The sequence below is a fragment of the Paucibacter sp. Y2R2-4 genome, from assembly GCF_025717535.1.
Classification (GTDB): Bacteria; Pseudomonadota; Gammaproteobacteria; order Burkholderiales; family Burkholderiaceae_C; genus Paucibacter_A.
On the sequence record NZ_JAJIRO010000004.1, the window covers coordinates 195762 to 219397 of the forward strand.

The 23636-nt window shown below is 62.1% G+C and carries 27 protein-coding genes; 24 read left to right on the forward strand and 3 right to left on the reverse strand.

What is annotated here, in order from left to right:
- The first annotated feature begins 13 nt into the window (after positions 1–13).
- From LNV06_RS16090 to LNV06_RS16110, 5 genes are all read left to right on the forward strand, one after another.
- Positions 14–1012 (forward strand): transporter substrate-binding domain-containing protein, encoded by a 999-nt coding sequence (locus LNV06_RS16090; RefSeq protein ID WP_263539312.1) that lies wholly within the window; start codon positions 14–16, stop codon positions 1010–1012.
- The gene (locus tag LNV06_RS16095) at positions 1012–1377 is read left to right on the forward strand and encodes a hypothetical protein (protein WP_263539313.1); all 366 of its coding nucleotides are present in this window, start codon (positions 1012–1014) and stop codon (positions 1375–1377) included. The genes LNV06_RS16090 and LNV06_RS16095 overlap by 1 nt, the downstream gene beginning before the upstream one ends.
- 169 nt (positions 1378–1546) lie before the next feature.
- Complete coding sequence (locus tag LNV06_RS16100) at positions 1547–1897, forward strand: GntR family transcriptional regulator (RefSeq protein WP_263539314.1); 351 nt, start codon at positions 1547–1549, stop codon at positions 1895–1897.
- Positions 1894–2781 carry an ABC transporter ATP-binding protein gene (locus LNV06_RS16105; RefSeq protein WP_263539315.1) on the forward strand — a complete coding sequence of 296 codons (888 nt, stop codon included), beginning with the start codon at positions 1894–1896 and terminating at the stop codon, positions 2779–2781. The genes LNV06_RS16100 and LNV06_RS16105 overlap by 4 nt, the downstream gene beginning before the upstream one ends.
- A 17-nt stretch (positions 2782–2798) precedes the next feature.
- Complete coding sequence (locus LNV06_RS16110; protein ID WP_263539316.1) at positions 2799–3692, forward strand: hypothetical protein; 894 nt, start codon at positions 2799–2801, stop codon at positions 3690–3692.
- An 81-nt stretch (positions 3693–3773) separates the two neighbouring features.
- Here the strand turns inward: LNV06_RS16110 and LNV06_RS16115 are convergent, their stop codons facing one another.
- A complete protein-coding gene (locus tag LNV06_RS16115) occupies positions 3774–4763 on the reverse strand; it encodes a MerR family transcriptional regulator (protein ID WP_263539317.1) in 990 nt (329 codons plus the stop codon).
- A gap of 99 nt (positions 4764–4862) precedes the next feature.
- On the opposite strand from LNV06_RS16115, the gene LNV06_RS16120 reads away from it, so the two are divergent.
- From LNV06_RS16120 to LNV06_RS16160, 9 genes are all read left to right on the forward strand, one after another.
- Positions 4863–5453: a glutathione peroxidase gene (locus LNV06_RS16120; protein ID WP_411970126.1), complete on the forward strand. Its 591-nt coding sequence runs from the start codon at positions 4863–4865 to the stop codon at positions 5451–5453.
- Between the two features lie 501 nt (positions 5454–5954).
- Positions 5955–7283 carry an NAD(P)/FAD-dependent oxidoreductase gene (locus LNV06_RS16125; protein WP_263539757.1) on the forward strand — a complete coding sequence of 443 codons (1329 nt, stop codon included), beginning with the start codon at positions 5955–5957 and terminating at the stop codon, positions 7281–7283.
- On the forward strand, positions 7280–8095 hold the full coding sequence (locus LNV06_RS16130; RefSeq protein WP_263539318.1) for a DUF1365 domain-containing protein: 816 nt from the start codon (positions 7280–7282) through the stop codon (positions 8093–8095). The genes LNV06_RS16125 and LNV06_RS16130 overlap by 4 nt, the downstream gene beginning before the upstream one ends.
- Before the next feature lie 14 nt (positions 8096–8109).
- Positions 8110–9342: an SAM-dependent methyltransferase gene (locus tag LNV06_RS16135; RefSeq protein ID WP_263539319.1), complete on the forward strand. Its 1233-nt coding sequence runs from the start codon at positions 8110–8112 to the stop codon at positions 9340–9342.
- A 5-nt stretch (positions 9343–9347) separates the two neighbouring features.
- The gene (locus LNV06_RS16140) at positions 9348–9872 is read left to right on the forward strand and encodes a chalcone isomerase family protein (RefSeq protein WP_263539320.1); all 525 of its coding nucleotides are present in this window, start codon (positions 9348–9350) and stop codon (positions 9870–9872) included.
- Complete coding sequence (locus tag LNV06_RS16145) at positions 9869–11149, forward strand: MFS transporter (protein WP_263539321.1); 1281 nt, start codon at positions 9869–9871, stop codon at positions 11147–11149. The genes LNV06_RS16140 and LNV06_RS16145 overlap by 4 nt, the downstream gene beginning before the upstream one ends.
- Positions 11146–11706 carry a DUF3833 domain-containing protein gene (locus LNV06_RS16150; RefSeq protein ID WP_263539322.1) on the forward strand — a complete coding sequence of 187 codons (561 nt, stop codon included), beginning with the start codon at positions 11146–11148 and terminating at the stop codon, positions 11704–11706. Before LNV06_RS16145 ends, LNV06_RS16150 begins: the two co-directional genes overlap by 4 nt.
- A gap of 5 nt (positions 11707–11711) precedes the next feature.
- Positions 11712–12500 carry an SDR family NAD(P)-dependent oxidoreductase gene (locus LNV06_RS16155; RefSeq protein WP_263539323.1) on the forward strand — a complete coding sequence of 263 codons (789 nt, stop codon included), beginning with the start codon at positions 11712–11714 and terminating at the stop codon, positions 12498–12500.
- The gene (locus tag LNV06_RS16160) at positions 12497–12931 is read left to right on the forward strand and encodes a nuclear transport factor 2 family protein (RefSeq protein ID WP_263539324.1); all 435 of its coding nucleotides are present in this window, start codon (positions 12497–12499) and stop codon (positions 12929–12931) included. Before LNV06_RS16155 ends, LNV06_RS16160 begins: the two co-directional genes overlap by 4 nt.
- Positions 12932–12956: 25 nt before the next feature.
- Here LNV06_RS16160 and corA read toward each other — a convergent pair whose 3' ends face one another.
- Positions 12957–13931: a magnesium/cobalt transporter CorA gene (gene corA / locus LNV06_RS16165; protein WP_263539325.1), complete on the reverse strand. Its 975-nt coding sequence runs from the start codon at positions 13929–13931 to the stop codon at positions 12957–12959.
- Between the two features lie 446 nt (positions 13932–14377).
- Between corA and hpf the strand changes: the two genes are divergently transcribed.
- The 3 genes from hpf to hprK all read left to right on the forward strand — a co-directional run bounded on the left by hpf (position 14378) and on the right by hprK (position 16478).
- The gene (gene hpf / locus LNV06_RS16170; RefSeq protein ID WP_263539326.1) at positions 14378–14719 is read left to right on the forward strand and encodes a ribosome hibernation-promoting factor, HPF/YfiA family; all 342 of its coding nucleotides are present in this window, start codon (positions 14378–14380) and stop codon (positions 14717–14719) included.
- Between the two features lie 297 nt (positions 14720–15016).
- The gene (locus tag LNV06_RS16175; RefSeq protein ID WP_263539327.1) at positions 15017–15487 is read left to right on the forward strand and encodes a PTS sugar transporter subunit IIA; all 471 of its coding nucleotides are present in this window, start codon (positions 15017–15019) and stop codon (positions 15485–15487) included.
- Positions 15488–15515: 28 nt separating this feature from the next.
- Positions 15516–16478, forward strand: a complete 963-nt coding sequence (gene hprK, locus LNV06_RS16180) for an HPr(Ser) kinase/phosphatase (RefSeq protein WP_263539328.1) — start codon at positions 15516–15518, stop codon at positions 16476–16478.
- A 30-nt stretch (positions 16479–16508) separates the two neighbouring features.
- On the opposite strand, the gene fur is transcribed toward hprK, so the two are convergent.
- The gene (fur, locus tag LNV06_RS16185) at positions 16509–16937 is read right to left on the reverse strand and encodes a ferric iron uptake transcriptional regulator (RefSeq protein WP_263539329.1); all 429 of its coding nucleotides are present in this window, start codon (positions 16935–16937) and stop codon (positions 16509–16511) included.
- 104 nt (positions 16938–17041) lie between these two features.
- On the opposite strand from fur, the gene LNV06_RS16190 reads away from it, so the two are divergent.
- The 7 genes from LNV06_RS16190 to leuS all read left to right on the forward strand — a co-directional run bounded on the left by LNV06_RS16190 (position 17042) and on the right by leuS (position 23628).
- Positions 17042–17599, forward strand: coding sequence for an outer membrane protein assembly factor BamE (locus LNV06_RS16190; protein ID WP_263539330.1), 558 nt, complete (start codon positions 17042–17044; stop codon positions 17597–17599).
- A complete protein-coding gene (dapB, locus tag LNV06_RS16195) occupies positions 17596–18417 on the forward strand; it encodes a 4-hydroxy-tetrahydrodipicolinate reductase (RefSeq protein WP_263539331.1) in 822 nt (273 codons plus the stop codon). Before LNV06_RS16190 ends, dapB begins: the two co-directional genes overlap by 4 nt.
- Positions 18414–19067 (forward strand): MotA/TolQ/ExbB proton channel family protein, encoded by a 654-nt coding sequence (locus tag LNV06_RS16200; RefSeq protein ID WP_263539332.1) that lies wholly within the window; start codon positions 18414–18416, stop codon positions 19065–19067. Before dapB ends, LNV06_RS16200 begins: the two co-directional genes overlap by 4 nt.
- 2 nt (positions 19068–19069) lie before the next feature.
- Complete coding sequence (locus LNV06_RS16205) at positions 19070–19495, forward strand: ExbD/TolR family protein (protein WP_263539333.1); 426 nt, start codon at positions 19070–19072, stop codon at positions 19493–19495.
- Positions 19496–19630: 135 nt separating this feature from the next.
- Entirely contained in the window at positions 19631–20428 is a 798-nt protein-coding gene (locus LNV06_RS16210) for a C13 family peptidase (protein ID WP_263539334.1), read from the forward strand.
- 91 nt (positions 20429–20519) lie between these two features.
- Entirely contained in the window at positions 20520–20918 is a 399-nt protein-coding gene (locus tag LNV06_RS16215; protein ID WP_263539335.1) for a hypothetical protein, read from the forward strand.
- A 61-nt stretch (positions 20919–20979) separates the two neighbouring features.
- The gene (gene leuS, locus LNV06_RS16220) at positions 20980–23628 is read left to right on the forward strand and encodes a leucine--tRNA ligase (protein ID WP_263539336.1); all 2649 of its coding nucleotides are present in this window, start codon (positions 20980–20982) and stop codon (positions 23626–23628) included.
- Positions 23629–23636 lie beyond the last annotated feature (8 nt).

Below are 23636 nucleotides of genomic sequence, written 5' to 3' on the forward strand. Positions count from 1 at the left end.
GGTTTCCCATCTCGTGTCTCGTTCCGCCTCTTTCAGTCCCGACTCTCCACCAGGCACCGCGCTCGCCTCCTCGCGGCGCGAGTGGCTGCGTGAATGGCTGATCGCCCCTTCACTGGCCACAGCAGCACGGGCGACCTCCTTGGCGGCTTGGGGTGGCCTGCTGGGCGCAGGTGCCGAGGTCCAAGCGGCGGCCAACCCAGGGCCAGGGAAATCAGTCGCGGCGCCCCGCGTGCTGGCCGCTGGCCCGGCCGATGTGATGGCGGACTACCAACGTTTTTTAGGTCGGCGAGACCCGCTGCAAATCCAAGATTTTGGTGGCTCACATGCCCGCCGCGATGTGGCCGAAGTGGTCTTGCTGCATCAGGCCTTGAACCTGGGAGGCTGGCAACAAGCGCTCGATTTCCGCGACATGCCCTCGGGCGAACGCCTGCTGCGCGAGATTGGCAGCGGCAGTGTGATCTGCAGCGCCACCAGCTACTGGAAGGACGATATCGCCGGCGCCGAGGACCGGGTCAGCCTGAGCCTGCCCTTGGTCGCCAATGGCGAATTCGAGGCAGGGCTCTACACCGTGGCGAGCAATCAGCGCGCCCTGGCGGCCAAGACCTTGGCCGATGTGCAGCAGCTGAGCGTGCTGTCCAACCGCAACTGGGTGGTGGACTGGCGCACGCTGGACCGCCTGGGCGTCGCCGATCGCCAGCATGTCACCAACTGGGAGTTGATGCCCAAGATGGTGGCCGCCGGGCGGGCTGACTTCTTGTTGGCGCCCTTTCAAGCCACGGCTGATTTGTCCTTGGAAGTAGCCGGCGTGCGCTTGATTCCGATTCCTGGACTGAAGATCGGCATGCAAGGCACCCGACATTTTTTGATCTCTGCCAAGCATTCGCAGGGGCCAGAGTTGAAGTCGCGGCTGGACGCCGGCTTGCAGGCATTGAGCCAGCACGGCCAAATCCGCCGGGCCTATGTGCAGTCGGGTTTTTTCAACGTCAAAGTGCAGCAATGGCGACGGCTCTGATGGCTTCGCGCAAAAGAGGGCCAGGCCGGCTGTTTGGAGCCCTGTTCGGATTATTTCTGTTCGCCAATGCCGCGTGCGCCGCGACCATCACCTTCCCTCAACCGGCAGATGGCGATCGCAGGCGCTATGCCTTTGAGTTTGATCTGCTGCGCGCCACCTTGGCCGCCAGCCAAGACAGCAGGGCGACGCCCGAGGACTTGCGCTGGTCGGCGCAAACCATGACCCAGGGGAGCGCCCGCCTGGAGCTCGCGGCCGGCAAGCTCTCGGTGGTGCACAGCGTGGCCTCATCAGAGCTGGACCGTCAATTGACCCCGATCCCCTTCTCACTCGACACCGAGGATCGCCTAGCCGAAAGGCGCAGCTGAGTTCAAAGTTGAGCGCAAATAGTTCCAAACTCAGCGCAAACCGACGGTAAGCGCTTTTACCGCTTCATCCCCCGATTTCTGCAGACTGTCGGCCGGAGATTGGGAGACCCCGGTCGCTTTGTTATGGTGTGCTACATCAGCAACACACAGGCCACAGGCCCAGGTTGATATGCACAACTGGAACGACACCGCACCGATCTATCAGCAACTGGCCGACCGCCTGGCCGTGCAGTTGCTCGATGGATCCCCACCCGAAGGCGAAGCGCTGCCCTCGGTTCGCAATCTGGCCAGCCAGTACCTGATCAACCCTTTGACGGTGACGCGTGCACTGCAAAGCCTGGTGGACATGGGCCTGGTGGAAAGCCGCCGCGGCCTGGGCATGTATGTGCTGCAGGGCGCCAAGACTCGCTTGCGCACCAGCGAACGCGAGGCCTTTTTGCAAAAAGAATGGCCGCTGCTGCGGGAAAAGCTGCGACGCCTCGGACTGAGCGCCAATGACTTGAACTGGGAGACGACATGAGCCATTTGATCGAAGCACGCGATTTCAGCCTGCACTACGGCCTCACCAAGGCCGGCCGCAAAACCGCCGTGGACAACATCAGCTTCAACATCCCCAAGGGGCGGGTGATCGGCTTGCTGGGTCACAACGGCGCGGGCAAGACCTCGCTGATGAAGGCCATGGTCGGCTTGATCGGCGGCACCGGTGAGTTGAAGGTGCTGGGCCTGGATCCACGCCAGCAGCGCAATGAGTTGCTGCAGTCGCTCAGCTACATCCCTGACGTCGCAGTGCTGCCACGCTGGGCAAGGGTCGATGAGTTGATCACGCTGATGAGCGGCCTGCAGCCGCGCTTCTCAGCCGATCGCGCCCGCACCCTGCTGCAACGCACCAGCGTCGGCCCGCGCGACAAGGTCAAAAGCCTGTCCAAAGGCATGGTGACGCAGCTGCATTTGGCGCTGATCGCCGCCATCGACACCAAGCTGATGATCCTGGACGAGCCCACCCTGGGCTTGGACGTAATGTCGCGCAAGAGCTTTTACGAGATGCTGATCGACGAATGGTGCGATGGCGAGCGCACGGTGGTGATCTCGACTCACCAGGTCGAAGAAATCGAAACCCTGCTCAGCGACGTGATGATGCTGGACGAAGGCCGCCTGGTGCTGAACATCAGCTTGGAGGAGATGGACTCGCGCTTCATGGCCCTTTCGCATGACGCTGCAGCCGCCGATGCGGTCGCCGACGCCCATCCGCTCTTGCGCTACCGCCAGCAGGGCCGGCCGGCCGCGCTCTTTGACGGAGCGCCCCCCGAGCATGTGCAAGAACTGGGGCAGCGTTTCCGCCCCAGCCTGGTGGACCTGTTCATGGCCCTGACCCGCAAGCCCGAGCTGCAAAGCCGTCAAGCCTGAAGCCAAGGAGATACGAAATGACTTCGACAAGATTCATGACTTTGCTGCAGCGCGAGTGGATGCAGCACCACAAGGGCTGGCTGATCGTGATGCTGGCAGCCCCCGTCCTGCTCTTGCTGGCCATGCCCTTCGGCAAGGTCGATCTGGACGGCGTCCAGTTGCCTTCCACCCTGCTGGCCGCAGCCGTGGTCGGCATGACCACCATCGGTGTTTGGGCCATCACTTGGCTGGTGACCTCGTTCCAGCTACCCGGCCTGGCGCGGAGAGACAACCAAGACCGATCGATTGAGTTTTGGCTCTCGCTGCCTGGCTCCCACACCGAGAGCATTGCCGCCACCTTGCTGATGCACACGGTTTTTGTCTCGGTGCTCGCCTTGGCCTTGGGCGCTGTGATGGGTGTGCTGATGGCCATGGCTGTCGTCGTCAAGCTTTCCGGCTTTGGGGCCTTGGCCGACGTGTCCTGGTGGCAGCTGGGCGTGGCCACCTTCTCCGGCCTGCTGCGCGTCAGCCTGGGTGCGGTGTTGTTCTCGCTTTGGTTGGCACCGGTCTACCTGATCATGATGGCTGCCGCAGCTTGGCTGAAGCGCGCGGGTGTTCCCGTTGTCATCGCGGTGGTGGTGATTGCCGGCAATGTGCTGCAGAAGATCTACGAAAACCCGGTTGTGTGGACGCTGCTCGAGCGCCAGTTCGACGGCGCCTCTCGCGCCCTCTTCGACGCCAACCACACGCTGCGTGAGGGCGAGCCGGTCAAGGCTGAAGTGATGGAAATGTTCAACGGTTTCGCCGGCTGGGCTGCCCAAGACGCCTGGTCTGCGTTGATGACCCTGGCTTCGCCCCATTTCATCGGGGGTTTGGTGGTGGCAGCCGCCTGCTTCGGCCTGCTGATTCTGCACCGCCGCAGCGCTCACTGAGACTCGCGACATAGCTCAACATCAAGCCCGCCGCTGGCGGGCTTGTTTCATGAGAAGAATCAAAACCGGGTCAATATCGACTCAGCGCTTCTTCGCTTGAGCCCGCCAGCGCGCCACGGCAGCCGGCAAGTCGCGGAGGTCGCTCATACAGAACAGGCCCGGCTGCGGCCCGGGCCGGCGCTGTAACAAAGCACTACCGCCAGCCCACAGCTCGATGGCAGGAGGCAGCAGCGCACGTAACTCTGCGAGCCCACGGCGCACTGCTGTAGCCGACATCAAGCCACTGAAACTCAAGACCAGCACATCGCTGGCATGCGCCGCTGCGGCGCGCGGCAAAGACTCCAGGGGCGTCTGCACCCCCAGCGACAAGCACTGGCAGCCCTCCACCGCCAGCATCGCCTCCACCATCAACAAGCCCAGACCATGCGGTTCGCCGGGCAAAGTGCTGAGCAAGACGCGGGGGCGCTCATCGCCATCTTGAGCCGATTGCTGAAGCAGGCTCTGCACCGCCTGACGCAGGCATTGCTGAATGATCTCGGTGTAAATGTGTTCCTCGAACACCTCCAAGTCCCCGCGCATCCAAGCTTCACCGACGCGAGTGGTCAAAGGAGCCACCACTTGCAAGACGAAGCGACCCAGGCCTTGTCGCAGCAAGGCTTGGGCCAGCAAACGGCGCAGCTCATCCAGCTGATGCTCGCTCAACATCTGCAGGCAGGAGTCGACGGTCTCGGTCAGTGGCGAATCAGCGTCAGCCTCCACGCTGACTGAGGCACTGCGAGCCGGCTCTTGCAGCAACTGGCGCAAATCCTCTGCACTGGCAGGCACCACCCGACCGGGCCGATAGCCGGCATCGATCAGGCGCTTCAACAATCGCAAGCGCTGCACTTGCTCGGCTGGATACACCCGGTCACCCACGGCATCGCGCTGCGGCGTGGGGAAGCCATAACGGCGCTCCCAGACGCGCAAGGTGTCCTTGCTCAAGCCAGTGTCGCGCTCGACGGCCGCAATGCCAGCCAAACCGCCAGCGGGCTCCGACTCGGGAGGCGGTTCAAGGGGTTTCGCGGCAGACATGCGGGCATTCCATCAGGAGTTTGTCCTAGACAAATTTGAGACAAATCTCAAAAACTGGACTAATATAGTTGCATGTCGACAATTTGACCAGGACAAACAGTGGACAAGAGCCAATATTTTGCCGCCCCGCTTCGCCGCCATCTGGCCACCGCACTGTTGCTGGCCAGCGCCGCAACAGCCGCCCAGGCAGCGCCTGCAGCCTGCCCGGCTGTGTTGCAACGCGAGATGCCGCGGCTGCAAGATGAAAAACCGCAGTCCTTGTGCCAATACGCGGGCAAGGTGGTGTTGGTGGTCAACACGGCCAGCTTCTGCGGCTTCACCTCGCAGTACAAGGCGCTGGAGACCTTGTCGTCCCGCTATGCCGAGCGTGGCCTGGTGGTGCTGGGCTTCCCGTCCAATGACTTTGGCAGCCAAGAGCCCGGCAGCAACAAAGAAATCGCCGAGTTCTGCGAGAACACCTTCAATGTGAAGTTCCCAATGTTCTCGAAATCGGTGGTCAAGCCCGGCAAACCGGACACCAACCCGCTGTTTGCCGACTTGGCCAAAAGCACCGGCTCCAGCCCCAAGTGGAACTTCCACAAATACCTGATTTCGCGCGACGGCAAACAGGTGGAGAGCTTTGGTTCGATGACCGACCCGCTCAGCCGCAGCATCACCGACGAGGTGGAGCGACTGCTGGCCAAGCCCTGAACACTGCGCCCCTAGCTCTGCGCCAATACGACCATGACTGCAGCAAACTTCACCGCACCGGCTGAGCTGTCGGGCTACCTGACGGCTGATACCGACGGCATCCCCAAATTAGGGGATCAAACGAATTTGTCATTGACAAACTCCGTGCGTAAAGTTTGTAAACTTTTGCAAACGCAAGCTGATCGCTTTGAAATTTTCGAAAAGTCGATAGCATTGGTTCACTTACAGCCGCAAAGTCTCCCCAGTGTTGGGGCTGAAATCCAGAAGCCGTTTTCCTCCTCCTCCCTCCCTCCCTCGTTGGCTTCGGGGCACTTTGCGGCTACTTTTATTCCCAAGGCCTCCGCCGCTGGCGGGGGCCTTTTCAATTCCACCGCCAAACAATTTGGCGCCGCCCCCCAGACAAAAACAGCTTTGCTGCGCGAAGCGCGCCAAGATACGGCGGCCGGCCATGCCGAAGCGCTCTTGCCCTTGCTTCAACAACTGGCGCAAGCCCGCCAGCCTGTGACGGGGGCGAAACGGCGGGTCGCCGTGGTGGGCTCGGGCATTGCGGGCTTGTCCGCCGCTTGGGCGCTGAGTTCGCAAGCCCATGTCACCTTGTTCGAGGCCGGCGACTACTTCGGCGGACACACCCACACGGTGGACGTCGAATTGGAAGGTCGCCGCCACGGCGTGGACACCGGCTTTCTGGTCTTCAACGAACGCACCTACCCGCTGCTGATCCAGTTGTTCAAACAGCTCGATGTGCAGGTTGCGGCCAGCGATATGTCCTTCTCGGTGCAATTGCCCGATCAAGGCCTGGAATGGAGCGGCAGCAATCTGAACAGCGTGTTCGCCCAACGCAGCAATCTGCTGAGGCCGGCGTTCTGGGGCATGTTGAGCGATTTGCAGCGTTTCAACGCCTTGTGCACCGGCTTGGCTGAACGCGGAGCCGAGGCTGCTTTGGCCCAGCCCATTGGTGAGTTTCTCGACCAGCATCGCTTTGGCAAAGCCTTCCGCGATTGGTATTTGCTGCCGATGGTGGCGTGCATCTGGTCTTGCCCGACCCGACAGATGTTGGCCTTCCCGATCAGCACCTTGATCCGCTTTTGCCACAACCATGGTCTCTTGCAAGTGACGCAGAGACCGCAGTGGTTCACCGTGAGCGGCGGCGCCCGGCACTATGTGGACAAGCTCATCGCCGGCATCAGCGAAGTGCGCTTGAATACCCCGGTGCTGCGCGTCAGCCGTAGCAGCGAAGACTCGGTGCTGGTTTACTCAGAGCGCGGCGCTGAACGCTTTGATGAGGTCGTGATGGCCTGCCACAGCGACCAAAGCTTGGCCTTGCTGGACCAGCCTAGCCTCAACGAACGACAGATCCTGGGCGCGATTCCCTACCACCGCAATCGCGCGGTGCTGCACACCGACACCGCGCTGCTGCCGCGCCGCCAGCGCGCCTGGGCCGCCTGGAACTACGAGCATGGCGGCCAGCAAAGCGGCAGCGAACAAAAGGCCGTCTGCCTGCACTATTTGCTGAACCGTTTGCAGCCGCTGCCCTGGCAGCAGCAGGTGATTGTTTCCCTGAACCCGGTACGCGCGCCGGCGGACAGCCAGACACTGGCCGAGTTCGACTACGCCCACCCGGTGTTTGACAGCGGCGCGGTCGCCGCACAGGCGAGATTACCGCTGATTCAAGGCCAAAGCCATGTCTGGTACTGCGGCGCATGGACCCGATATGGTTTCCATGAAGACGGCTTGCTGTCTGGGCTGAACGTGGCCAAGCGCTTGCTGGAGCAATGGACCGATGCTGACGCCCAAACCCCTAAGCCGAGCGGAGCCGCGGGCGCAGCATGAGTACGGTAAAGACTTGGCCCGCCCAAGCGCTGATCGGTCGCGGTCAGGTGCGCCATCGCCGCTTGGCGCCAACGGCCCATGCCTTCGCCTACCGCAGCTACTTCTTGATGCTGCCCCTGCGCGCCTTGCGGCAAACGCCTTACGCCGCTCTGCATCGGCAAGGCTCAGGTCAGCAGAGCAAGGGCTGGCACTGGCTCAGCTTTCATGATGCCGACCATGGCGACGGTGGCCCTGATTGCCTGGCTTGGTTGGACGCCTTGCTGCTGCGCGAGGGCGTGGATGACGCGAAGGGCGAAGTTTGGCTGCATTGCTACCCCCGCGTCTTAGGCCACGCCTTCAAGCCGGTGAGCTTTTGGCACTGCGAGCGCGAAGACGGCTCGCTGGCAGCCATCGTGGTCGAGGTCAACAACACCTTTGGTGAGCGCCATTGCTATTTGCTGCAAGGCCCGGACTTAGCTTACGGCCGTGAATTGCAAGCTCGCAAGGTCTTTCATGTCTCGCCCTTTTGCCGGGTGGCGGGCCGCTACCGCTTTCGCTTCATGAACAGCAGCGGCCTGCATGGACAGCATGGCCCGCGCTGTGTGGCGCGGGTCGATCATGAGGACGAGCAGGGGCAGATGCTGCTGCAAACCAGCATCAGCGGCGATTTGCAGCCGCTCACCGAGGCCTCGGCCCGGCAAGCTTTTATGGCCATCCCCGCGCAAAGCCTGATGGTGGTGGCGCGCATCCACTGGCAGGCTTTACAGCTGTTCCTTAAACGCATTCCCTTCTTTGGCAAACCTGCCGCCCCCGAAACTCTTGTGACCCGCTGAGGGCCTTGCACGCTATGAACACCCGCACGCTCACATCGCGCATCAATCTGCCCGACAACGCGCCATCCGCCGCCCGCACCGTCTTCAAGTTGCTCAGCCATTTGCGCCACGGCGGCCTGGATGTGCAACTGCCCGACGGCAGTTCCATGCAGTTCGGCGCCGAAACCGGCCAAGCCCCGTCGCAGCGAGCAGCCTTTCGAATCCGTGACTGGGCGGTCTGTGCTGCCACTTTGCGATCCGGCGACATCGGCTTTGCCGAGAGCTATATGGCCGGGCATTGGAGCAGCCCCGATTTGCGCGCCTTGCTGGAGCTGTTCATCCGCAACCGCGAGACGCTGGACGAGGCGATTTTTGGCTCCTGGTGGGGCTCGGCCTTGCATCGTTTGCGCCATCTGTTCAACCGCAACAGCCGCTCCGGCAGCCGCAAGAACATCCACGCGCATTACGACATCGGCAACGACTTCTACAAGCTCTGGCTGGACCCGAGCATGAACTACTCCAGCGCCTGGTTCGACGGCCAAAGCGGCACCCCCTTGACCGAAGCGCAAAACGCCAAAATGCACCGCGCGCTGCGGGAATGCGGCGTGAGCTCGGGCAGCCGCGTGCTGGAGCTGGGCTGTGGCTGGGGCGCGGTGGCCGAGAGCGCCACCCGCGATTTCGGCGCGCACCTCACCGGCGTCACCCTCTCGCAAGAGCAACTGAGCTGGGCGCAAGATCGGCTGCAAAGCGCCGGCTTGGCCGAGTGCGCCGACCTGCGCCTGCAGGACTACCGCGACATCCAGGACCCGGCCTTCGACGCCATCGTCTCGATCGAGATGTTCGAAGCGGTGGGCCGCGAGTACTGGGACGGCTACTTCAAGACGGTGCACGACAAGCTCAAGCCCGGAGGCCGAGCCTGCATCCAAACCATCACCATCCGCGACGATTTGTTCGATCGTTACAGCCGCTCCAGCGACTTCATTCAGCAATACATCTTCCCCGGCGGCATGCTGCCCAGCCCGAGCCAGTTCCGCGCCTATGCGAGCAAAGCCGGCCTGCGCATCTGCAATGAGCTGGCCTTTGGCCAAGACTATGCGCAGACGCTGCACCTCTGGCGCGAGGCCTTTTTGCGCCACGAGGCGCAGGTGCGCGAGCAGGGCTTTGACACCCGCTTTGTGCGGCTCTGGGAGTTCTATCTCGCCTATTGCGAGGCCGCTTTCGCGACCGGCAATACCGATGTGATGCAGTTCACCCTGCAAAGAGACTGAGCACCATGGCCAGCCGCCGCCAGGCGCTGCAATGGACTTGCGGCCTGCTGCCTGCCCTCCCTTGGCTCGCCCAGGCCGCGCCTGAGCTGGCTGAGTTGCGCCAGCAGTCCAAGGCGCAGATGCGTTTCTTTGGCCTGCTGATCTATGACATCCGGCTGTGGTCGCGCGAAGCGATCGATGCGCAGAACTGGGCTCGCAAAGAGTTGGCGCTTGAGTTGGAATATGCGCGCAGCTTGAGCGGCCGTGAAATCGCCAAACGTTCGCTGGTCGAGATGAAACGGCAAGGCGAGATCGCCCCGGAACAGGCGCAGCGCTGGCTGACGGAGATGGAAGCCGCCTTCCCCGATGTGCAGGCCGGTGACCGCATCAGCGGCCTGCATGAGCCCGGCGAAGGCATACGCTTCTTCGTCAACGGACGCCTGCAAAGACGCATCAGCGACCCGCTGTTCGCGCGGCTGTTTCTCGGCATCTGGCTGGCCCCGCAGAGCTCAGAACCCGGTTTGCGCAAGCAGTTGTTGGGCTCGCAATGAAGGGCCCTGAATCCTGGGCCATGCCGGGCAATGCAGCCTCGGCTCGCTACGGCGCCCTGGGTTTTGCACTCGCCTTTGTGGCCCTGCCGCTCTACATCAGCCTGCCCGCCCATTACGCCCAAGAGTTCGGCATGCCGCTGGCGCAGCTCGGCGCCCTGCTCTTGGGTGCGCGGCTCTTTGACGCCTTGCTCGACCCCTGGATTGGCCGGCTCTGCGACCGCTGGCTGAACCAGCACCCTGCGCGGGTCTTGCCGCTGATGCGTGCGGCCGCGCTGCTGCTGGCGGGCGGCTTCGCTGCCGTGTTCTTTCCGCCTTGGCGCACGCCCAACAGCCTGCTGCTCTGGTGTGTGGCGGCTTTGCTGCTGACTTACTTTGGCTACAGCCTGCTCAGCGTCATGCACCAGACTTGGGGCGCACGCTTTGGCGGCAGCGCCGTGCAGCAAAGCCGCGTGGTGGCCTGGCGCGAAGGCTTCGCCTTGGTGGGGGTGATCACCGCCAGCCTGTTGCCCGGCTGGATTGGTTTGGCAGGGACCGCACTCACACTCGCCTTGGCCCTTGGCTTGGGTTTGCTCTTGCTGGGCCTTGCCCCTCGCGCGCCAGCTGTGGCCATGCCTATTGCAAGCAAGGCACCGGCTGTTTCGGTCTGGCGGCGTCAAGATTTTCGGCGCCTGATGGCGGTCTTTTTGTGCAATGGCATTGCCACGGCGATCCCCGCCAGTCTCTTGCTGTTTTTTGTGCGGGATCGCCTGCAGACCCCGCAATGGGAAGGCGCTTATTTAGCGTCTTACTTCTGCGCAGCCGCCCTGTCTTTGCCCCTGTGGCTGCGCATGGTGAAGCGCTGGGGCCATGCGCGCAGCTGGCTGGCGGCCATGGTACTGGCGGTAGCTAGCTTTGTCTGGGCCGCCATGTTGGGCGAGGGGGACAGCCTGGCCTTCACCGCCGTCTGTATCGCCAGCGGCCTGGCCATGGGCGCCGACCTGGCCATACCCAGCGCCTTGCTGGCTCGCTTGGTGCATGGCGCCGGGCTGGGCGGTCAGGCCGAAGGCGCCTTCTTCGGTTGGTGGAATGCCGCCAACAAACTCAATTTGGCCCTGGCCGCGGGGCTCAGCCTGCCCATGCTGCAAGCCTTGGGGTATGCGCCTGGGCTGCGCGACGTCAATGCCCTGCAGGCCCTGACCGTGGCCTACTGTTTATTGCCCTGCCTGCTCAAACTGCTGGCCGCAGGCCTGCTCTACCAATTCTGGATACGCACCGCACTCAACAAGGAGTTGCCATGAGATTGCCTTCCCTCACCCGCCCTGGGTTCCTCCGCCCTTGGCTGAGCCTCAGCTTGGCAGCACTCTTGCTGAGCGGCTGTGCCATGGCCCCAACGCCGGCGCAGTACGCACAAGAGAGCCCCAAGCTCGAGCTGCGCCAGTACCTGAACGGGCCCTTGCTGGCGCATGGCATCTTCACCGATCGCAACGGCCATGTGAAACGCCGCTTTGTGGTCAAGCTGATGGGGCGCTGGACGGGCGACACCGGCATCCTCGAAGAAGACTTCGAGTACAGCGACGGCAGCCGCGAGCGCCGCGTCTGGACCATCCAGGAACTCGGCGGTGGGCGCTACAGCGGTCGCGCCGATGATGTGGTCGGGCTGGCCCGCGGCGAAGCGGCCGGCAATGCGCTGCGCTGGAGTTATACCCTGAAGCTGCCGGTGGACGGCAAGGTCTATGAGGTGGATTTTGATGACTGGATGTACCTGATCGACGACAAGGTGATGCTGAACAAAGCGGTGATGAGCAAGTTCGGTTTCGAGTTGGGCCAGGTCACTTTGTCCTTCCAAAAACTCTGACCCTCATGGCTTTGAACCCCAAACTTCGGGACTGGCAGGGACGCACCGTCTGGTTGGTAGGCGCGTCCAGCGGCATTGGTCAGGCTCTGGCCCATCAACTGCACTGGGCGGGCGCGCGCGTCATCGTGTCGGCCCGGCAGGCGGATCTGCTGCAAACCTTTGTTGATGAACATGCGGGCAGCACGGCCAAGCCCCTCGATGTGATGGACGCCATCGCCTTGCAGCAGGCCTGCAAAGCGATTGTGCGCAGCCATGGGTCCATTTCTCTGGTGCTTTATTGCGTGGGCTATTACAAGGCCATGAGCGCGCAGCAGTTCTCGCTCGCCGAAGCGCGCCGGCATATGGACGTCAACTATGTGGGCGCCCTGAACCTCTTGGACGCGGTGCTGCCGCAACTGCTGCTGCAAGCGCACCAAGGCTTGGAGACGCACCTCAGCTTGGTGTCCAGCGTGGCCGGCTATCGCGGCTTGCCCAAGTCTTTGGGCTATGGCCCCTCCAAAGCGGCGCTGAGCCATTTGGCCGAGGCCTTGTACCTGGATCTGTCGGACGCCGGCATTGGCGTGTCGCTGATTCACCCCGGCTTTGTGGCCACGCCCTTGACTGCCCAAAACGATTTCAAGATGCCCGCCTTGATCAGCCCCGAACAGGCCGCGCAAGCCATTCTCAAAGGTTGGCGAGCGGGCGACTTTGAAATTCACTTTCCGAAGCGATTCACGCTGATCATGAAGGCCTTGCGCCTGCTCAGCGATCGCGCCTATTTCAGTTTGATCAAACGAGTCACCCGCGCATCATGAGTAACTCGACCGACCCGCGTGTCATGGCGGTGATTGCCTTCTTTGAGCAGCTCAAGCCCGCAGACTTGAGCCGCATGGAGGCGCATTACACCGAACAGGCTTTTTTCAAAGATCCCTTCAACGAGGTCAAAGGCGTGGCCGGGGTGAAGGCCATCTTTGCCCATATGTTCGAGTCGCTGGATAGTCCTCGCTTCACCGTGCTGGATGCCCTGGTTCAACAGAACCAGTGTTTCTTGAGCTGGGACTTCCATTTCAAGCTGAAGGGCCAAAGCCTGCCGCGCCGCATCCATGGCAGCAGCCATCTGCGCTTTGCACCAGATGGCCGAGTCGCCTACCACCGCGACTACTGGGACGCCGCCGAGGAGTTCTACGAGAAGCTGCCTCTGCTCGGGCCCTTGCTTCGCTTGATCAAGCGGCGCTTGAAGGTCTGAGTCCTAGCGCCTCAGCTCAGCTTACTCAGCGCAACCAGCCCTTGCGGCGGAAGTAGATGAAAGGCGCCGCCACCGAGGCCAGCATCAGACCGAGCGCAAAGGGATAGCCCCAGGCGTATTCCAGCTCGGGCATGTACTTGAAGTTCATGCCGTAGATGCTGGCAATCAGCGTCGGTGGCAGCAAGGCCACGCTGGCCACCGAGAAGATCTTGATGATTTTGTTCTGATTGATGTTGATGAAACCGACCGTGGCATCCATCAAGAAGTTGATCTTGTCGAACAAGAAGGCGGTGTGCGAGTCGAGCGAATCGATGTCGCGCAGAATCTGCCGCGACTCCTCGAATTGCTCGGCGTTGAGCATGCGGCTGCGCATCATGAAACTGAGCGCACGGCGGGTGTCCATCACATTGCGGCGAATGCGGCCGTTCAAGTCTTCCTCGCGCGCGATGGCCGACAGCACCTCGCCGGCCTCGGCGTCATTGACGTCCTTCTTCAAGACTCGGGCACTGACCTTCTCGAGCTTGTCGTAAATGCCTTCCAGGATGTCGGCCGAATACTCGGCATCGGCGTCGTACAGCTTGAGCAGCACATCTTTGGCGTCTTCAATCAGGGCCGGAATTCGGCGGGCGCGCAGGCGCAGCAGGCGAAACACCGGCAAATCGCCGTTGTGGATGGAGAACAGCACATTGTTGTAAAGGATGAAGGCCACTCGCACATTGCGGGTGATCTCATTGCCGTCGATCAAGAAGTCCGAACGGATGTGCAGTTCGCCGTTGTCCTCTTCGTAGAAGCGCGCCGACTCTTCCAAGTCTTCGTCCACGATGTCTTCGGGAATGGTCAGGCCAAAGCGGTCCTGAATCCAGCCTTTTTCTTCGGCGCTGGGCTGGTCCAGATCCACCCAAATCGGACGTGATTGCGCCAAGTCTTCGGCGGTTTCAATTTCTTCCTGAAACAGGCCGCCCTTCAAGCGCCCGTTGTCCAAGGTAAACACATTCAGCATGCAGATCTCCAGCGCCGCAGCGCCGACTAGAGTCTGGACGGTACTTTGCCGTCCGGAAGGTGGGTGTGTTGGGGACCCGTCTCACTCCGGACAATCGGCAAGGCAGCGGCTCAAAGCTGGCTGCAAAGACCATTGGCATGGGAATGGACGGTCACCGCGGGTGATCGCTGTCCAAGAAGGACTCCAGAGCTGGGAAGCTTTCATTATCACCTCGCTGCAAGCCACTTCCGAGAATGCAGTTCGCGCGCCTTGCGCACAGACAAATCGACAAACGGACTATTGCCACACTTGAAGCTGTAAAGCACTTGTCACAAACAAACTTCGGGGGCAAACTGGAACGACCGATTCACTACTCAAGCCCCATTCCGAGACCCAGAAATCAGCCTACTTCGTTCTTTGACCCAGAGTTTTCCGTTTTCTCGATTCCTCTTGTGAAAGGAGGCTTTATGAACCTGACAATCAGTGGCCACCATTTGGAAGTAACGCCGTCTCTGCGTGAGTATGTGCTCACAAAGCTGGACCGGGTGACCCGCCATTTTGATCAAGTCGTTGACATCAACGTCTTGCTTACCGTGGAAAAGCAAAAGGAAAAGGAACGTCGCCAGAAAGCCGAAGTCACGCTGCACGTGAAGGGACGCGACATCTTCGTTGAACAGTCGAGCGAAGATCTCTACGCCGCCATTGATCAGTTGATGGACAAATTGGACCGCCAAGTCTGCCGCCACAAAGATCGTCTGCAAGATCATCACCACACCGCTGCCAAGCGCCTGGAGATCCCTGCACCCTGAGGCCCAGACCGAGCGATGGTATTGAATCGACCATCGCAAAACCAAGCAAGGCGACCTCAGGTCGCCTTTTTGTTGCCCATGCTTTCGAGCAGGCTGCCTCGCCCAGGCCTCAGCAGAGCAAATCTTCCGGGCGAATTGCAACAAAATGTGTTGCTGCATCGCAGCAAACCCGGCACTTGTACACTGGCCGCTCAAGGCCCAGACACGCACAATGGCCGCAAGTTTCTATAATTCTTCACCCCGACATCGAGCAAGCGTTCCGCCGAGGGCTACAGCCCAACACTGCGCTTCGACACCATGAACCGTCTCGCCGCCATCCTTCCTGCCAGCAATGTGCTGGTCCATGTGGACGCATCCAGCAAAAAGCGTGTTTTCGAACAGGCGGGTTTGCTGTTCGAGAACAATCATGCGATTGCTCGCGCCTTGGTTGCCGACAATCTGTTTGCTCGAGAACGTCTGGGCTCGACCGGCTTGGGGCATGGGGTGGCGATTCCGCATGGCCGCATCAAGGGCTTGAAGAACCCCTTGGCCGCGGTGCTGCGGGTTCAGCAGTCGATCGGTTTCGACGCGCCCGACGACGAGCCCGTCAGCCTCTTGATCTTCTTGCTGGTGCCCGAAGCGGCCACCCAGCGGCATCTGGAGATCCTCTCCGAAATCGCCGAAATGCTGTCGGACCGCGAATTGCGCGAGCGCCTGAAGACCGAGACCGAAGCCAGCGCCGTGCACCGCCTGATCTCCGACTGGGAACCGCTCAAGTCGGTCGCCTGAACCTTCCCCTGAATCGAACGCCCACACAGTGAAGCCCACCTCCATCAGCGCCGACCGACTCTTTGAAGAGCACAGGGAGGCGCTGCGATGGGAGTGGATCGCCGGCCATGCGCACCCCGAGCGCCGCTTTGATGAAGCGGCGGTGCGCGACGCCCAGTCTGCCGCCGACTTGGTAGGCTACCTGAACTACATCCACCCCTACCGGGTTCAAATCGTCGGCCGCCGCGAAGTGGCCTATTTAAGCCAGGCCTCGGGCGAGGTGCTGGATCGGCGCATTGCGCGCATCGTCACGCTGGAGCCGCCGGTCATCATCGTGGCCGACAACCAGCCGCCACCCGACCGCTTGGTGGCCATGTGCGACCGTGCCGAGATTCCGCTGTTCGAAACCGCCGACTCCGCCGGCCATGTGATCGACGTGGTGCGCGCCTATCTGGCCCACCTTTTCGCCAACCGCACCACCCGCCACGGTGTCTTCATGGACATCCTGGGGCTGGGCGTGCTGCTGACAGGCGAATCCGGTCTAGGAAAAAGCGAACTCGGGCTGGAGCTGATTTCTCGCGGTCACGGCTTGGTAGCCGACGATGCGGTCGACCTGTTCCGCATCTCGCAGACTGCCATCGAGGGCCGCTGCCCCGAACTCTTGCTGAATCTGCTGGAAGTGCGCGGCATCGGCTTGCTCGACATCAAGGCCATCTTTGGCGAGACGGCCGTACGCCGCAAGATGCGCTTGAAGCTGATCGTTCACCTGGTGCGCAAAGAAACGCTGGAGCGCGATTTCGAACGCCTGCCCTACGAGCCTTTGTATGAAGACGTGCTGGGCATGCCGGTGCGCAAAGTCATCATCGCGGTGGATGCCGGTCGCAACTTGGCCGTCTTGGTTGAGGCCGCCGTGCGTAACACGGTGCTGCAACTGCGCGGCATCGACACCTACCGCGAGTTCGTGGAACGCCATCAACGCGCCATCGAAATGGGCCAGCACGATCAGGACTGAGCTTGCCCCAGTCTTCTTAGGCTTAGGCGCTCAGCTGCCCCGATGCGGGCAGTCTTTCTTGATGCAGGCGGCGTACAGGGCCAAAGAATGCTCCTGCAACTCAAAGCCCCGTTCAGCAGCAATGCGGTGCTGGCGCTCTTCAATCTCGGGATCAAAGAACTCTTCCACCCGGCCGCAGGTCAAACAGACCAGGTGATCGTGATGGTGCCCCTGGTTCAGCTCGAACACCGACTTGCCGGATTCGAAATGATTGCGTGACAGCAAGCCCGCTTGCTCGAACTGGGTCAGCACCCGGTAGACCGTGGCCAAGCCAATGTCGGCATCCTCGACCAGCAGGGCTTTGTAGACGTCTTCGGCGGTCATGTGGCGCTGATTCGTCTTCTGGAACACCTCCAGAATCTTGATGCGCGGCAGGGTCGCTTTGAGCCCGCTGTTTTTGATCTCTTCGGTCCGGTTCATGGCTTGATAGGGCCGGCGCGGCCCCCCATGGGCCTGCCGCTAGAATGGGGCGATCATAGCCAGCAACGGCTCGCTCAGCAGCCCAAGCCCCTAAAGAAGCATTCATGCGTCCGAATATGTGTACCGCCTCCCCCGCTCGCTTGAGCCTGCTTGCGCTGACTGCCGCCACCCTGGCCTTGCTGAGCGCCTGCGCCGGCTCGGTTTCGGGCGACAAAGTGCTGGGCCTCGTCCGGCCCTACCGCGTCGACATCGTGCAAGGCAATGTCCTGACCAAGGAGCTGACGGCACGCGTCAAGCCCGGCATGAGCCGAGCCCAGGTGCGCGATCTGCTCGGCTCGCCGCTGCTGACCGACATCTTTCACGACAACCGTTGGGACTATGTCTTCACCATCCGCCGCCAAGGCGCCGCGCCGCAGCAGCGCCAGGTGGTGGCTTGGTTCGACGGTGACGTGCTCAAGTCGCTGGATCTGCCGGCCGATCTGCCGTCTGAAAACGAATTCGTCAGCGCCATCAACACCCGCGAGTTGCGCGGCGATGCACCCAAGTTGGCCTTGAGCGAAGACGAACGCAAAGCCCTGCCGGTGCCAGCCAAGCCTGCGGTGCCAGCCGCCGAAGCCATGGGCGCGCAGCGGAGCTACCCGCCGCTGGAGCCCAAGCAATGAGCGGCGCCGCGGCCACCACCCGCATCGTCATCGCCGGCAGTTCCGGCCGCATGGGCCGCATGCTGATCGAAGCGGTCGTCAACTCGACAGACTGCGTGCTGCATGGCGCCTTAGATCGCGACGGCAGCCCCACACTCGGTCAAGACGCCAGCGCCTTTTTGGGCCACAACAGCGGCGTGTTGATCAGCGCCGATTTGCAGCAGACGCTGCGCGGCGCTGATGTGCTGATCGACTTCACCCGCCCCGAAGGCACGCTGACGCATTTGGCGGTGTGCCGTGAACTGGGCGTCAAGGTCGTCATCGGCACCACGGGATTCAGCCCCGAGCAAAAGGCCGAGATCGGCGAACACGCCCGGCATATCGGCATCATGATGGCGCCGAATATGAGCGTCGGCGTCAACGTCGTTTTGCGCCTGCTGGACATGGCCGCCCGTTCGCTGAACGAAGGCTTTGACATCGAAATCATCGAAGCCCACCACCGCCACAAGGTCGATGCCCCGAGCGGCACCGCCCTGGCGCTGGGTGAAGCGGTGGCCAATGCCCTGGGCCGTGATTTGAAGACTTGCGCGGTCTACGGCCGCGAAGGTGTCACCGGCGAGCGTGACCCATCCACCATTGGCTTTGCAACGGTGCGCGGCGGCGACATCATCGGCGACCACACGGTGCTCTTCGCAGGCACCGGCGAGCGCATCGAAATCAGCCACAAGGCCAGCAGCCGCAGCACTTTTGCGCTGGGCAGCTTGCGCGCCGCGCGCTTCTTGGCAGCCCAGTCCGCCGGCCTGTATGACATGAACGATGTCTTGGGCTTGAATGCATGACGGGATTTGCCGACTTCTGGAACCAAGGCGATGCGGTCATCCGGGCCGTAGCCGCCTTGCTGCTGCTGATGTCGTTGGGTGCCTGGGTCGTCATCTTCTGGAAGAGCTGGATGCTGCAGCGCGCCCGCCGCAGCTTGGCACGCGCATTGCCGGCCTTTTGGGTCGCCAGCGATTTGGCTGCGGGCCGCATCGCCCTCGACAGCTTTGACACTGAGGCCGTGCTTCAACCGCTGCTGGACGCGACCACTGCTCAGACCCAAACGGCCAGCCTCGACGGCTCCGTCAAACGCGAGTCGCGCCTGACCCGACGCCTGCGCGACGCGCTGCACATGGTGGTGCGGCGTTTGCAATATGGCCAAGTCTTTTTGGCCTCGATCGGCAGCACCGCGCCCTTCATCGGCCTGTTCGGCACCGTCTGGGGCATTTACCACGCGCTGGTCAGCATCTCGGCCGGTGGCAATCTGACGATCGAAAAAATCTCCGGCCCCGTGGGCGAAGCGCTGATCATGACGGCCGCCGGCCTGGCCGTGGCCATCCCGGCCGTGCTGGCCTACAACATCTTCGGCAAACTGGTCGGCGACTGCGAGGCCGAGCTGGAAGGCTTCGCGCATGACTTGCGCGAAATGCTGGATCAAGAAGACCGGGGCTGATCATGGCCTTCGGTCGCCTGGAACGCAGCGAACGCCCCAAACCAATGGGCGAGATCAATATGACGCCGCTGATCGACGTCATGCTGGTGTTGCTGGTGATCTTCATGATTGCCGCACCGCTGATGAGTTCCTCGCTGCGCCTGGATCTGCCCAAGAGCGAGGCTGCCACGCCCTCGGATGCGCCCAAGTTCATCCAAGTCTCGCTGGCCGCCGATGGCACGCTGATGCTCGGAGAAGAAAATCTAGGCACGGCGCAGTTCCAGCAGCGCATCTCGGCGCTCGGCCGCGCCAACCCCGATCTGGAGTTGCAACTGCGCGCCGACAAGTCCGTGCCCTATGGGCAGGTGGCCGAGCTGATCGGCTGGATGCAGGCTGCGGGCCTGAACCGCATCGCCTTTGTCGCGGACGCCCCCACAAAGGGCGAGTGACGCTTTACAGCGCTGCATCGATCATGGCTTTACAAGCCATTCCACGCCTAAAGCATGATTCTTGCCTCACCCTCTCCAACCCTCACACCCCCACCACGGCGCGCCGCGCCATTCGCAAGACTGGCTCTGCTCTTCTTGCTTGTCTGGCTCAGCGGCTGCAGCAGTTTCATCCTGGGTGAGGCCGAAGGCACCGGCGCCCACCGACTAAGCGCACAGCTGCAGCGCTTGCAATCCGACCCCAGCCCGCTGTCCGAAACCCGCTACATCTTCATCGGCGCAGCGCTCAATGACCGGCAAAACGTCTTTGATGCGGACATCCGCTTGCTGGACCAACAGTTCGCCGCCGCCTACGGCAAAGCCTACCGCTCCGTTTTGCTGTCCAACCGACGGATCACCGAAGGGCCGCGCGACTTGCCTTTAGCCAGCATCGATCAAATGGACGAAGTGTTCGAGTTTTGGGCCGAGCACAAGCGCGCCAATGATCGCTTCATCGTCTTGCTGAGCAGTCATGGTGCGCCAGGCATTCTGGAGGTGTCGCAGCAGCCGCTTTATCGCAATGCACGCTGGCTGAGCTCGAAAAAGCTCGAAAGCTGGATGGGTGCCCTGGAGCCCAATCGCAGCTGGTTGATGATTTCCGCCTGCTTCTCAGGCTCGCACCTGGACCGACTGCATCAAGACCACCTCCTGGTCATGACCGCCTCCAGCGCAAAAACCCCGTCCTTCGGCTGCGCGAACAGCCAGACCAACACTTGGTTTGTGAGTGAGCTGTCCCAGGCCTTAAAAGCCCCGCAGAGTTTTGGTGCGCTCTGGGACAGCACCTATGCCAACATCGCCAAGCGCGAGAAGCAAATGAAGCTGCCCGGCTCCATGCCCCAGCTGCGAATCGGTTCCGAACACAAAGAAGGCCTGAATGAAGACTGGTCTCGTTTCTAAATTCGGCGCTCGGGCCGGCGGAGGTCCTCGGTTGCTACTCGCCCTCCTTGCGCTCCGAGCGCCACTCCTCGGCCTAAGCCTGCCTTTGCTGATGGCGCCGGCCTGGGCGGCCACGCCAGAGGCGCCCAGCTCGGTGAGCCTGGTTTATTGGAGTGCGGGCGACTGCGGCCCCTGTCGAGCCTGGTCTCAAAGCGAGCGAAAGCAAGAGTTCCTGAGCGAAGCCAAAGCCTCGGGAGTCACGCTCGTCGAAGTGCAAAGGCCTCGCTTGGCCGACCCCTTGAGTCGCTACACATGGCCCAAAGAGCAAGAGGGCCTAATGCAAAGCTATCTGGCGCATCAATACGCGCCAGCGCAACTGACCCCGGCCTTCGACTTTGTCTGCCGCGGCGAACTGCTGCTGCGCATCGACGGCCTGCACGAATGGGACTCGTTTTGGAAGAGCAGCTTGCGCCGCAGCGTCAAGCAATGCAAGGCGCAGTCGCCCGGCTGATTCCGTTCACGCAAGCAGGTACGGCCAGGGGCGACCAAGCGCAGCGCCTACAATTTGACGCATGAACGACAAGTACGCCCCCAACGAGATCGAAGCCGCTGCGCGCCAGTATTGGAATTCCCGCGACGCCTACCGCGTCACCGAGGACCAAGCCCGCCCCAAGTTCTACGCCTGCTCCATGCTGCCCTACCCCAGCGGCAAGCTGCACATGGGCCATGTGCGCAACTACACGATCAACGACATGCTGACGCGTCAGCTGCGCATGAAGGGCTACAACGTCTTGATGCCCATGGGCTGGGACGCTTTCGGCCTGCCGGCCGAGAACGCCGCGATGAAGAACAAGGTGCCGCCGGCCAAGTGGACCTACGACAACATCGCCTATATGAAGTCGCAGATGCAGGCCATGGGCCTGGCGATCGACTGGTCGCGCGAGATCGCCACTTGCACGCCTGAATACTACAAATGGAACCAATGGCTGTTCCTGAAGATGCTGGAAGCCGGCATCGCCGAGCGCCGCACCCAAGTCGTCAACTGGGACCCGGTCGACCAGACGGTGCTGGCCAATGAACAGGTCGTCGATGGCAAGGGCTGGCGCTCCGGCGCCGTGGTGGAAAAGCGCGAGATCCCCGGTTACTACCTGAACATCACCAAGTACGCCGATGAGCTGCTGGCCGCCGTGGCCGACCCCAGCAATCCGCAATACCTGAGCGGCTGGCCCGAGCGCGTACGCCTGATGCAGGAAAACTGGATCGGCAAGAGCGAAGGTGTGCGTTTTGCCTTCCCGCATGAGATCAAGGGCGCTGACGGCGCGCTGATCCAAGACGGCAAGCTCTACGTCTTCACCACCCGCGCCGACACCATCATGGGCGTGACCTTCTGCGCCGTGGCGCCGGAGCACCCGCTGGCGACCCATGCCGCAGCAAGCTCACCCGAACTGGCCGCATTCATCGAAGAATGCAAGCGCGGCGGCACCACCGAAGCCGAGTTGGCCACGCAAGAGAAGAAGGGCCAGCGCACCGGCCTCTTCGTCACCCATCCGCTGACCGGCGCGCAGGTCGAGGTCTGGGTCGGCAACTATGTGCTGATGAGCTATGGCGACGGCGCCGTGATGGGCGTGCCCGCGCACGATGAGCGTGACTTCGCCTTTGCCAAGAAGTACGGCATCGCAATCCAACAAGTCGTCGCGGTGGAAGGCGAGAGCTTCAGCCTGGAGGCCTGGGCCGAGTGGTACGGCGACAAACAAAAAGCCGTCTGCGTCAACTCCGGTGAACTCGATGGCTTGAGCCACAAGGCCGCCGCCTCCAAGGTGGCCGACTTGGTCGGCGCCAAGGGTCTGGGCGAAAAGAAAACCACCTGGCGCCTGCGCGACTGGGGCATCAGCCGCCAGCGTTACTGGGGCACGCCCATCCCCATCATCAACTGCGATGACTGCGGCTCGGTGCCGGTGCCCGAGAAAGACCTGCCGGTGGTATTGCCCGAAGAGTGCATCCCCGACGGCAGCGGCAACCCGCTGAAAAAGCACGCCGGTTTCTTGAACGTGGCCTGCCCCAAGTGCGGTAAGCCGGCGCAGCGCGAAACCGACACCATGGACACCTTTGTCGATTCGTCCTGGTATTTCATGCGTTACTGCGATGCGCAGAACAAAGACGCCATGGTCGGCGATGGCACCGCCTACTGGATGCGCCAAGGCGCGGCCATGGACCAGTACATCGGCGGCATCGAGCACGCCATCCTGCACCTGCTTTACGCCCGCTTCTGGACCAAGGTGATGCGCGACCTGGGTCTGGTCAAGGTGGACGAACCCTTCACCAAGCTGCTGACCCAGGGCATGGTGCTGAACCACATCTACTCGCGCCGTGGCGAGAAGGGCGGCATCGAATACTTCTGGCCGCATGAGGTGGAAGACGTGGCCGACGCCAACGGCAAGGTCACGCACGCCACGCTGAAGAGCGATGGCTCACGCGTCGAGTACGAGGGCGTGGGCACCATGTCCAAGTCCAAGAACAATGGCGTGGACCCGCAAGAGCTGATCAACCAGTACGGCGCCGACACCGCCCGTCTGTTCGTCATGTTCGCCTCGCCACCGGAACAAACGCTGGAATGGAACGACTCCGGCGTCGAAGGCGCGCACCGCTTCTTGAAACGCGTCTGGGCCTTTGGCGTCAAGCATGAAGCCGCGATCAAGAGCGCCGGCCAAGACTTCGCCGCCCTCAGCGGCGAAGGCAAGGCGCTGCGCCGCGAGGTGCATCTGGTGCTCAAGCAAGTCAGCTACGACTACGAGCGCATGCAGTACAACACCGTGGTGTCGGGCGGCATGAAGCTGCTCAATGCGCTGGAAGGCTTCAAGGCTGCCGGCCAGGACGCCGCCATTCGCGAAGGCTTCTCGGTGCTGCTGCGCGTGCTTTACCCAGCCTGCCCGCACATCGCTCACCAGCTCTGGCAAGACCTCGGCTTTGCCGCCGAGCTGGGCGATCTGCTCGACAGCGCCTGGCCCAGCGTGGACGAAGCGGCCCTGGTGCAAGACGAGATTGAACTGATGCTGCAGGTCAACGGCAAGCTGCGTGGTTCGCTCAAGGTGCCGGCCGCTGCCGACAAGGCCGCCATCGAAGCCGCCGCACTGGCCAACGAAGACTTCCTCAAGTTTGCCGAAGGCAAGCCGGCCAAGAAGGTCATCGTGGTGCCGGGTCGTCTGGTCAACGTGGTGGTCTAAGGTCGGAT

Bases quoted from the DNA above. Each gene is read 5' to 3' on its own strand.
- LNV06_RS16135 (WP_263539319.1), top strand. From the start codon at position 8,110: ATGAACACCCGCACGCTCACATCGCGCATCAATCTGCCCGACAACGCG.
- LNV06_RS16205 (WP_263539333.1), top strand. From the start codon at position 19,070: ATGGCCTTCGGTCGCCTGGAACGCAGCGAACGCCCCAAACCAATGGGC.
- LNV06_RS16200 (WP_263539332.1), top strand. From the start codon at position 18,414: ATGACGGGATTTGCCGACTTCTGGAACCAAGGCGATGCGGTCATCCGG.
- LNV06_RS16105 (WP_263539315.1), top strand. From the start codon at position 1,894: ATGAGCCATTTGATCGAAGCACGCGATTTCAGCCTGCACTACGGCCTC.
- LNV06_RS16130 (WP_263539318.1), top strand. From the start codon at position 7,280: ATGAGTACGGTAAAGACTTGGCCCGCCCAAGCGCTGATCGGTCGCGGT.
- LNV06_RS16215 (WP_263539335.1), top strand. From the start codon at position 20,520: ATGGCGCCGGCCTGGGCGGCCACGCCAGAGGCGCCCAGCTCGGTGAGC.
- LNV06_RS16110 (WP_263539316.1), top strand. From the start codon at position 2,799: ATGACTTCGACAAGATTCATGACTTTGCTGCAGCGCGAGTGGATGCAG.
- LNV06_RS16175 (WP_263539327.1), top strand. From the start codon at position 15,017: ATGAACCGTCTCGCCGCCATCCTTCCTGCCAGCAATGTGCTGGTCCAT.
- dapB (WP_263539331.1), top strand. From the start codon at position 17,596: ATGAGCGGCGCCGCGGCCACCACCCGCATCGTCATCGCCGGCAGTTCC.
- fur (WP_263539329.1), bottom strand. From the start codon at position 16,937: ATGAACCGGACCGAAGAGATCAAAAACAGCGGGCTCAAAGCGACCCTG.
- corA (WP_263539325.1), bottom strand. From the start codon at position 13,931: ATGCTGAATGTGTTTACCTTGGACAACGGGCGCTTGAAGGGCGGCCTG.
- LNV06_RS16095 (WP_263539313.1), top strand. From the start codon at position 1,012: ATGGCTTCGCGCAAAAGAGGGCCAGGCCGGCTGTTTGGAGCCCTGTTC.
- LNV06_RS16150 (WP_263539322.1), top strand. From the start codon at position 11,146: ATGAGATTGCCTTCCCTCACCCGCCCTGGGTTCCTCCGCCCTTGGCTG.
- LNV06_RS16140 (WP_263539320.1), top strand. From the start codon at position 9,348: ATGGCCAGCCGCCGCCAGGCGCTGCAATGGACTTGCGGCCTGCTGCCT.
- LNV06_RS16190 (WP_263539330.1), top strand. From the start codon at position 17,042: ATGCGTCCGAATATGTGTACCGCCTCCCCCGCTCGCTTGAGCCTGCTT.
- LNV06_RS16145 (WP_263539321.1), top strand. From the start codon at position 9,869: ATGAAGGGCCCTGAATCCTGGGCCATGCCGGGCAATGCAGCCTCGGCT.
- LNV06_RS16155 (WP_263539323.1), top strand. From the start codon at position 11,712: ATGGCTTTGAACCCCAAACTTCGGGACTGGCAGGGACGCACCGTCTGG.
- LNV06_RS16115 (WP_263539317.1), bottom strand. From the start codon at position 4,763: ATGTCTGCCGCGAAACCCCTTGAACCGCCTCCCGAGTCGGAGCCCGCT.
- LNV06_RS16160 (WP_263539324.1), top strand. From the start codon at position 12,497: ATGAGTAACTCGACCGACCCGCGTGTCATGGCGGTGATTGCCTTCTTT.
- LNV06_RS16100 (WP_263539314.1), top strand. From the start codon at position 1,547: ATGCACAACTGGAACGACACCGCACCGATCTATCAGCAACTGGCCGAC.
- leuS (WP_263539336.1), top strand. From the start codon at position 20,980: ATGAACGACAAGTACGCCCCCAACGAGATCGAAGCCGCTGCGCGCCAG.
- hpf (WP_263539326.1), top strand. From the start codon at position 14,378: ATGAACCTGACAATCAGTGGCCACCATTTGGAAGTAACGCCGTCTCTG.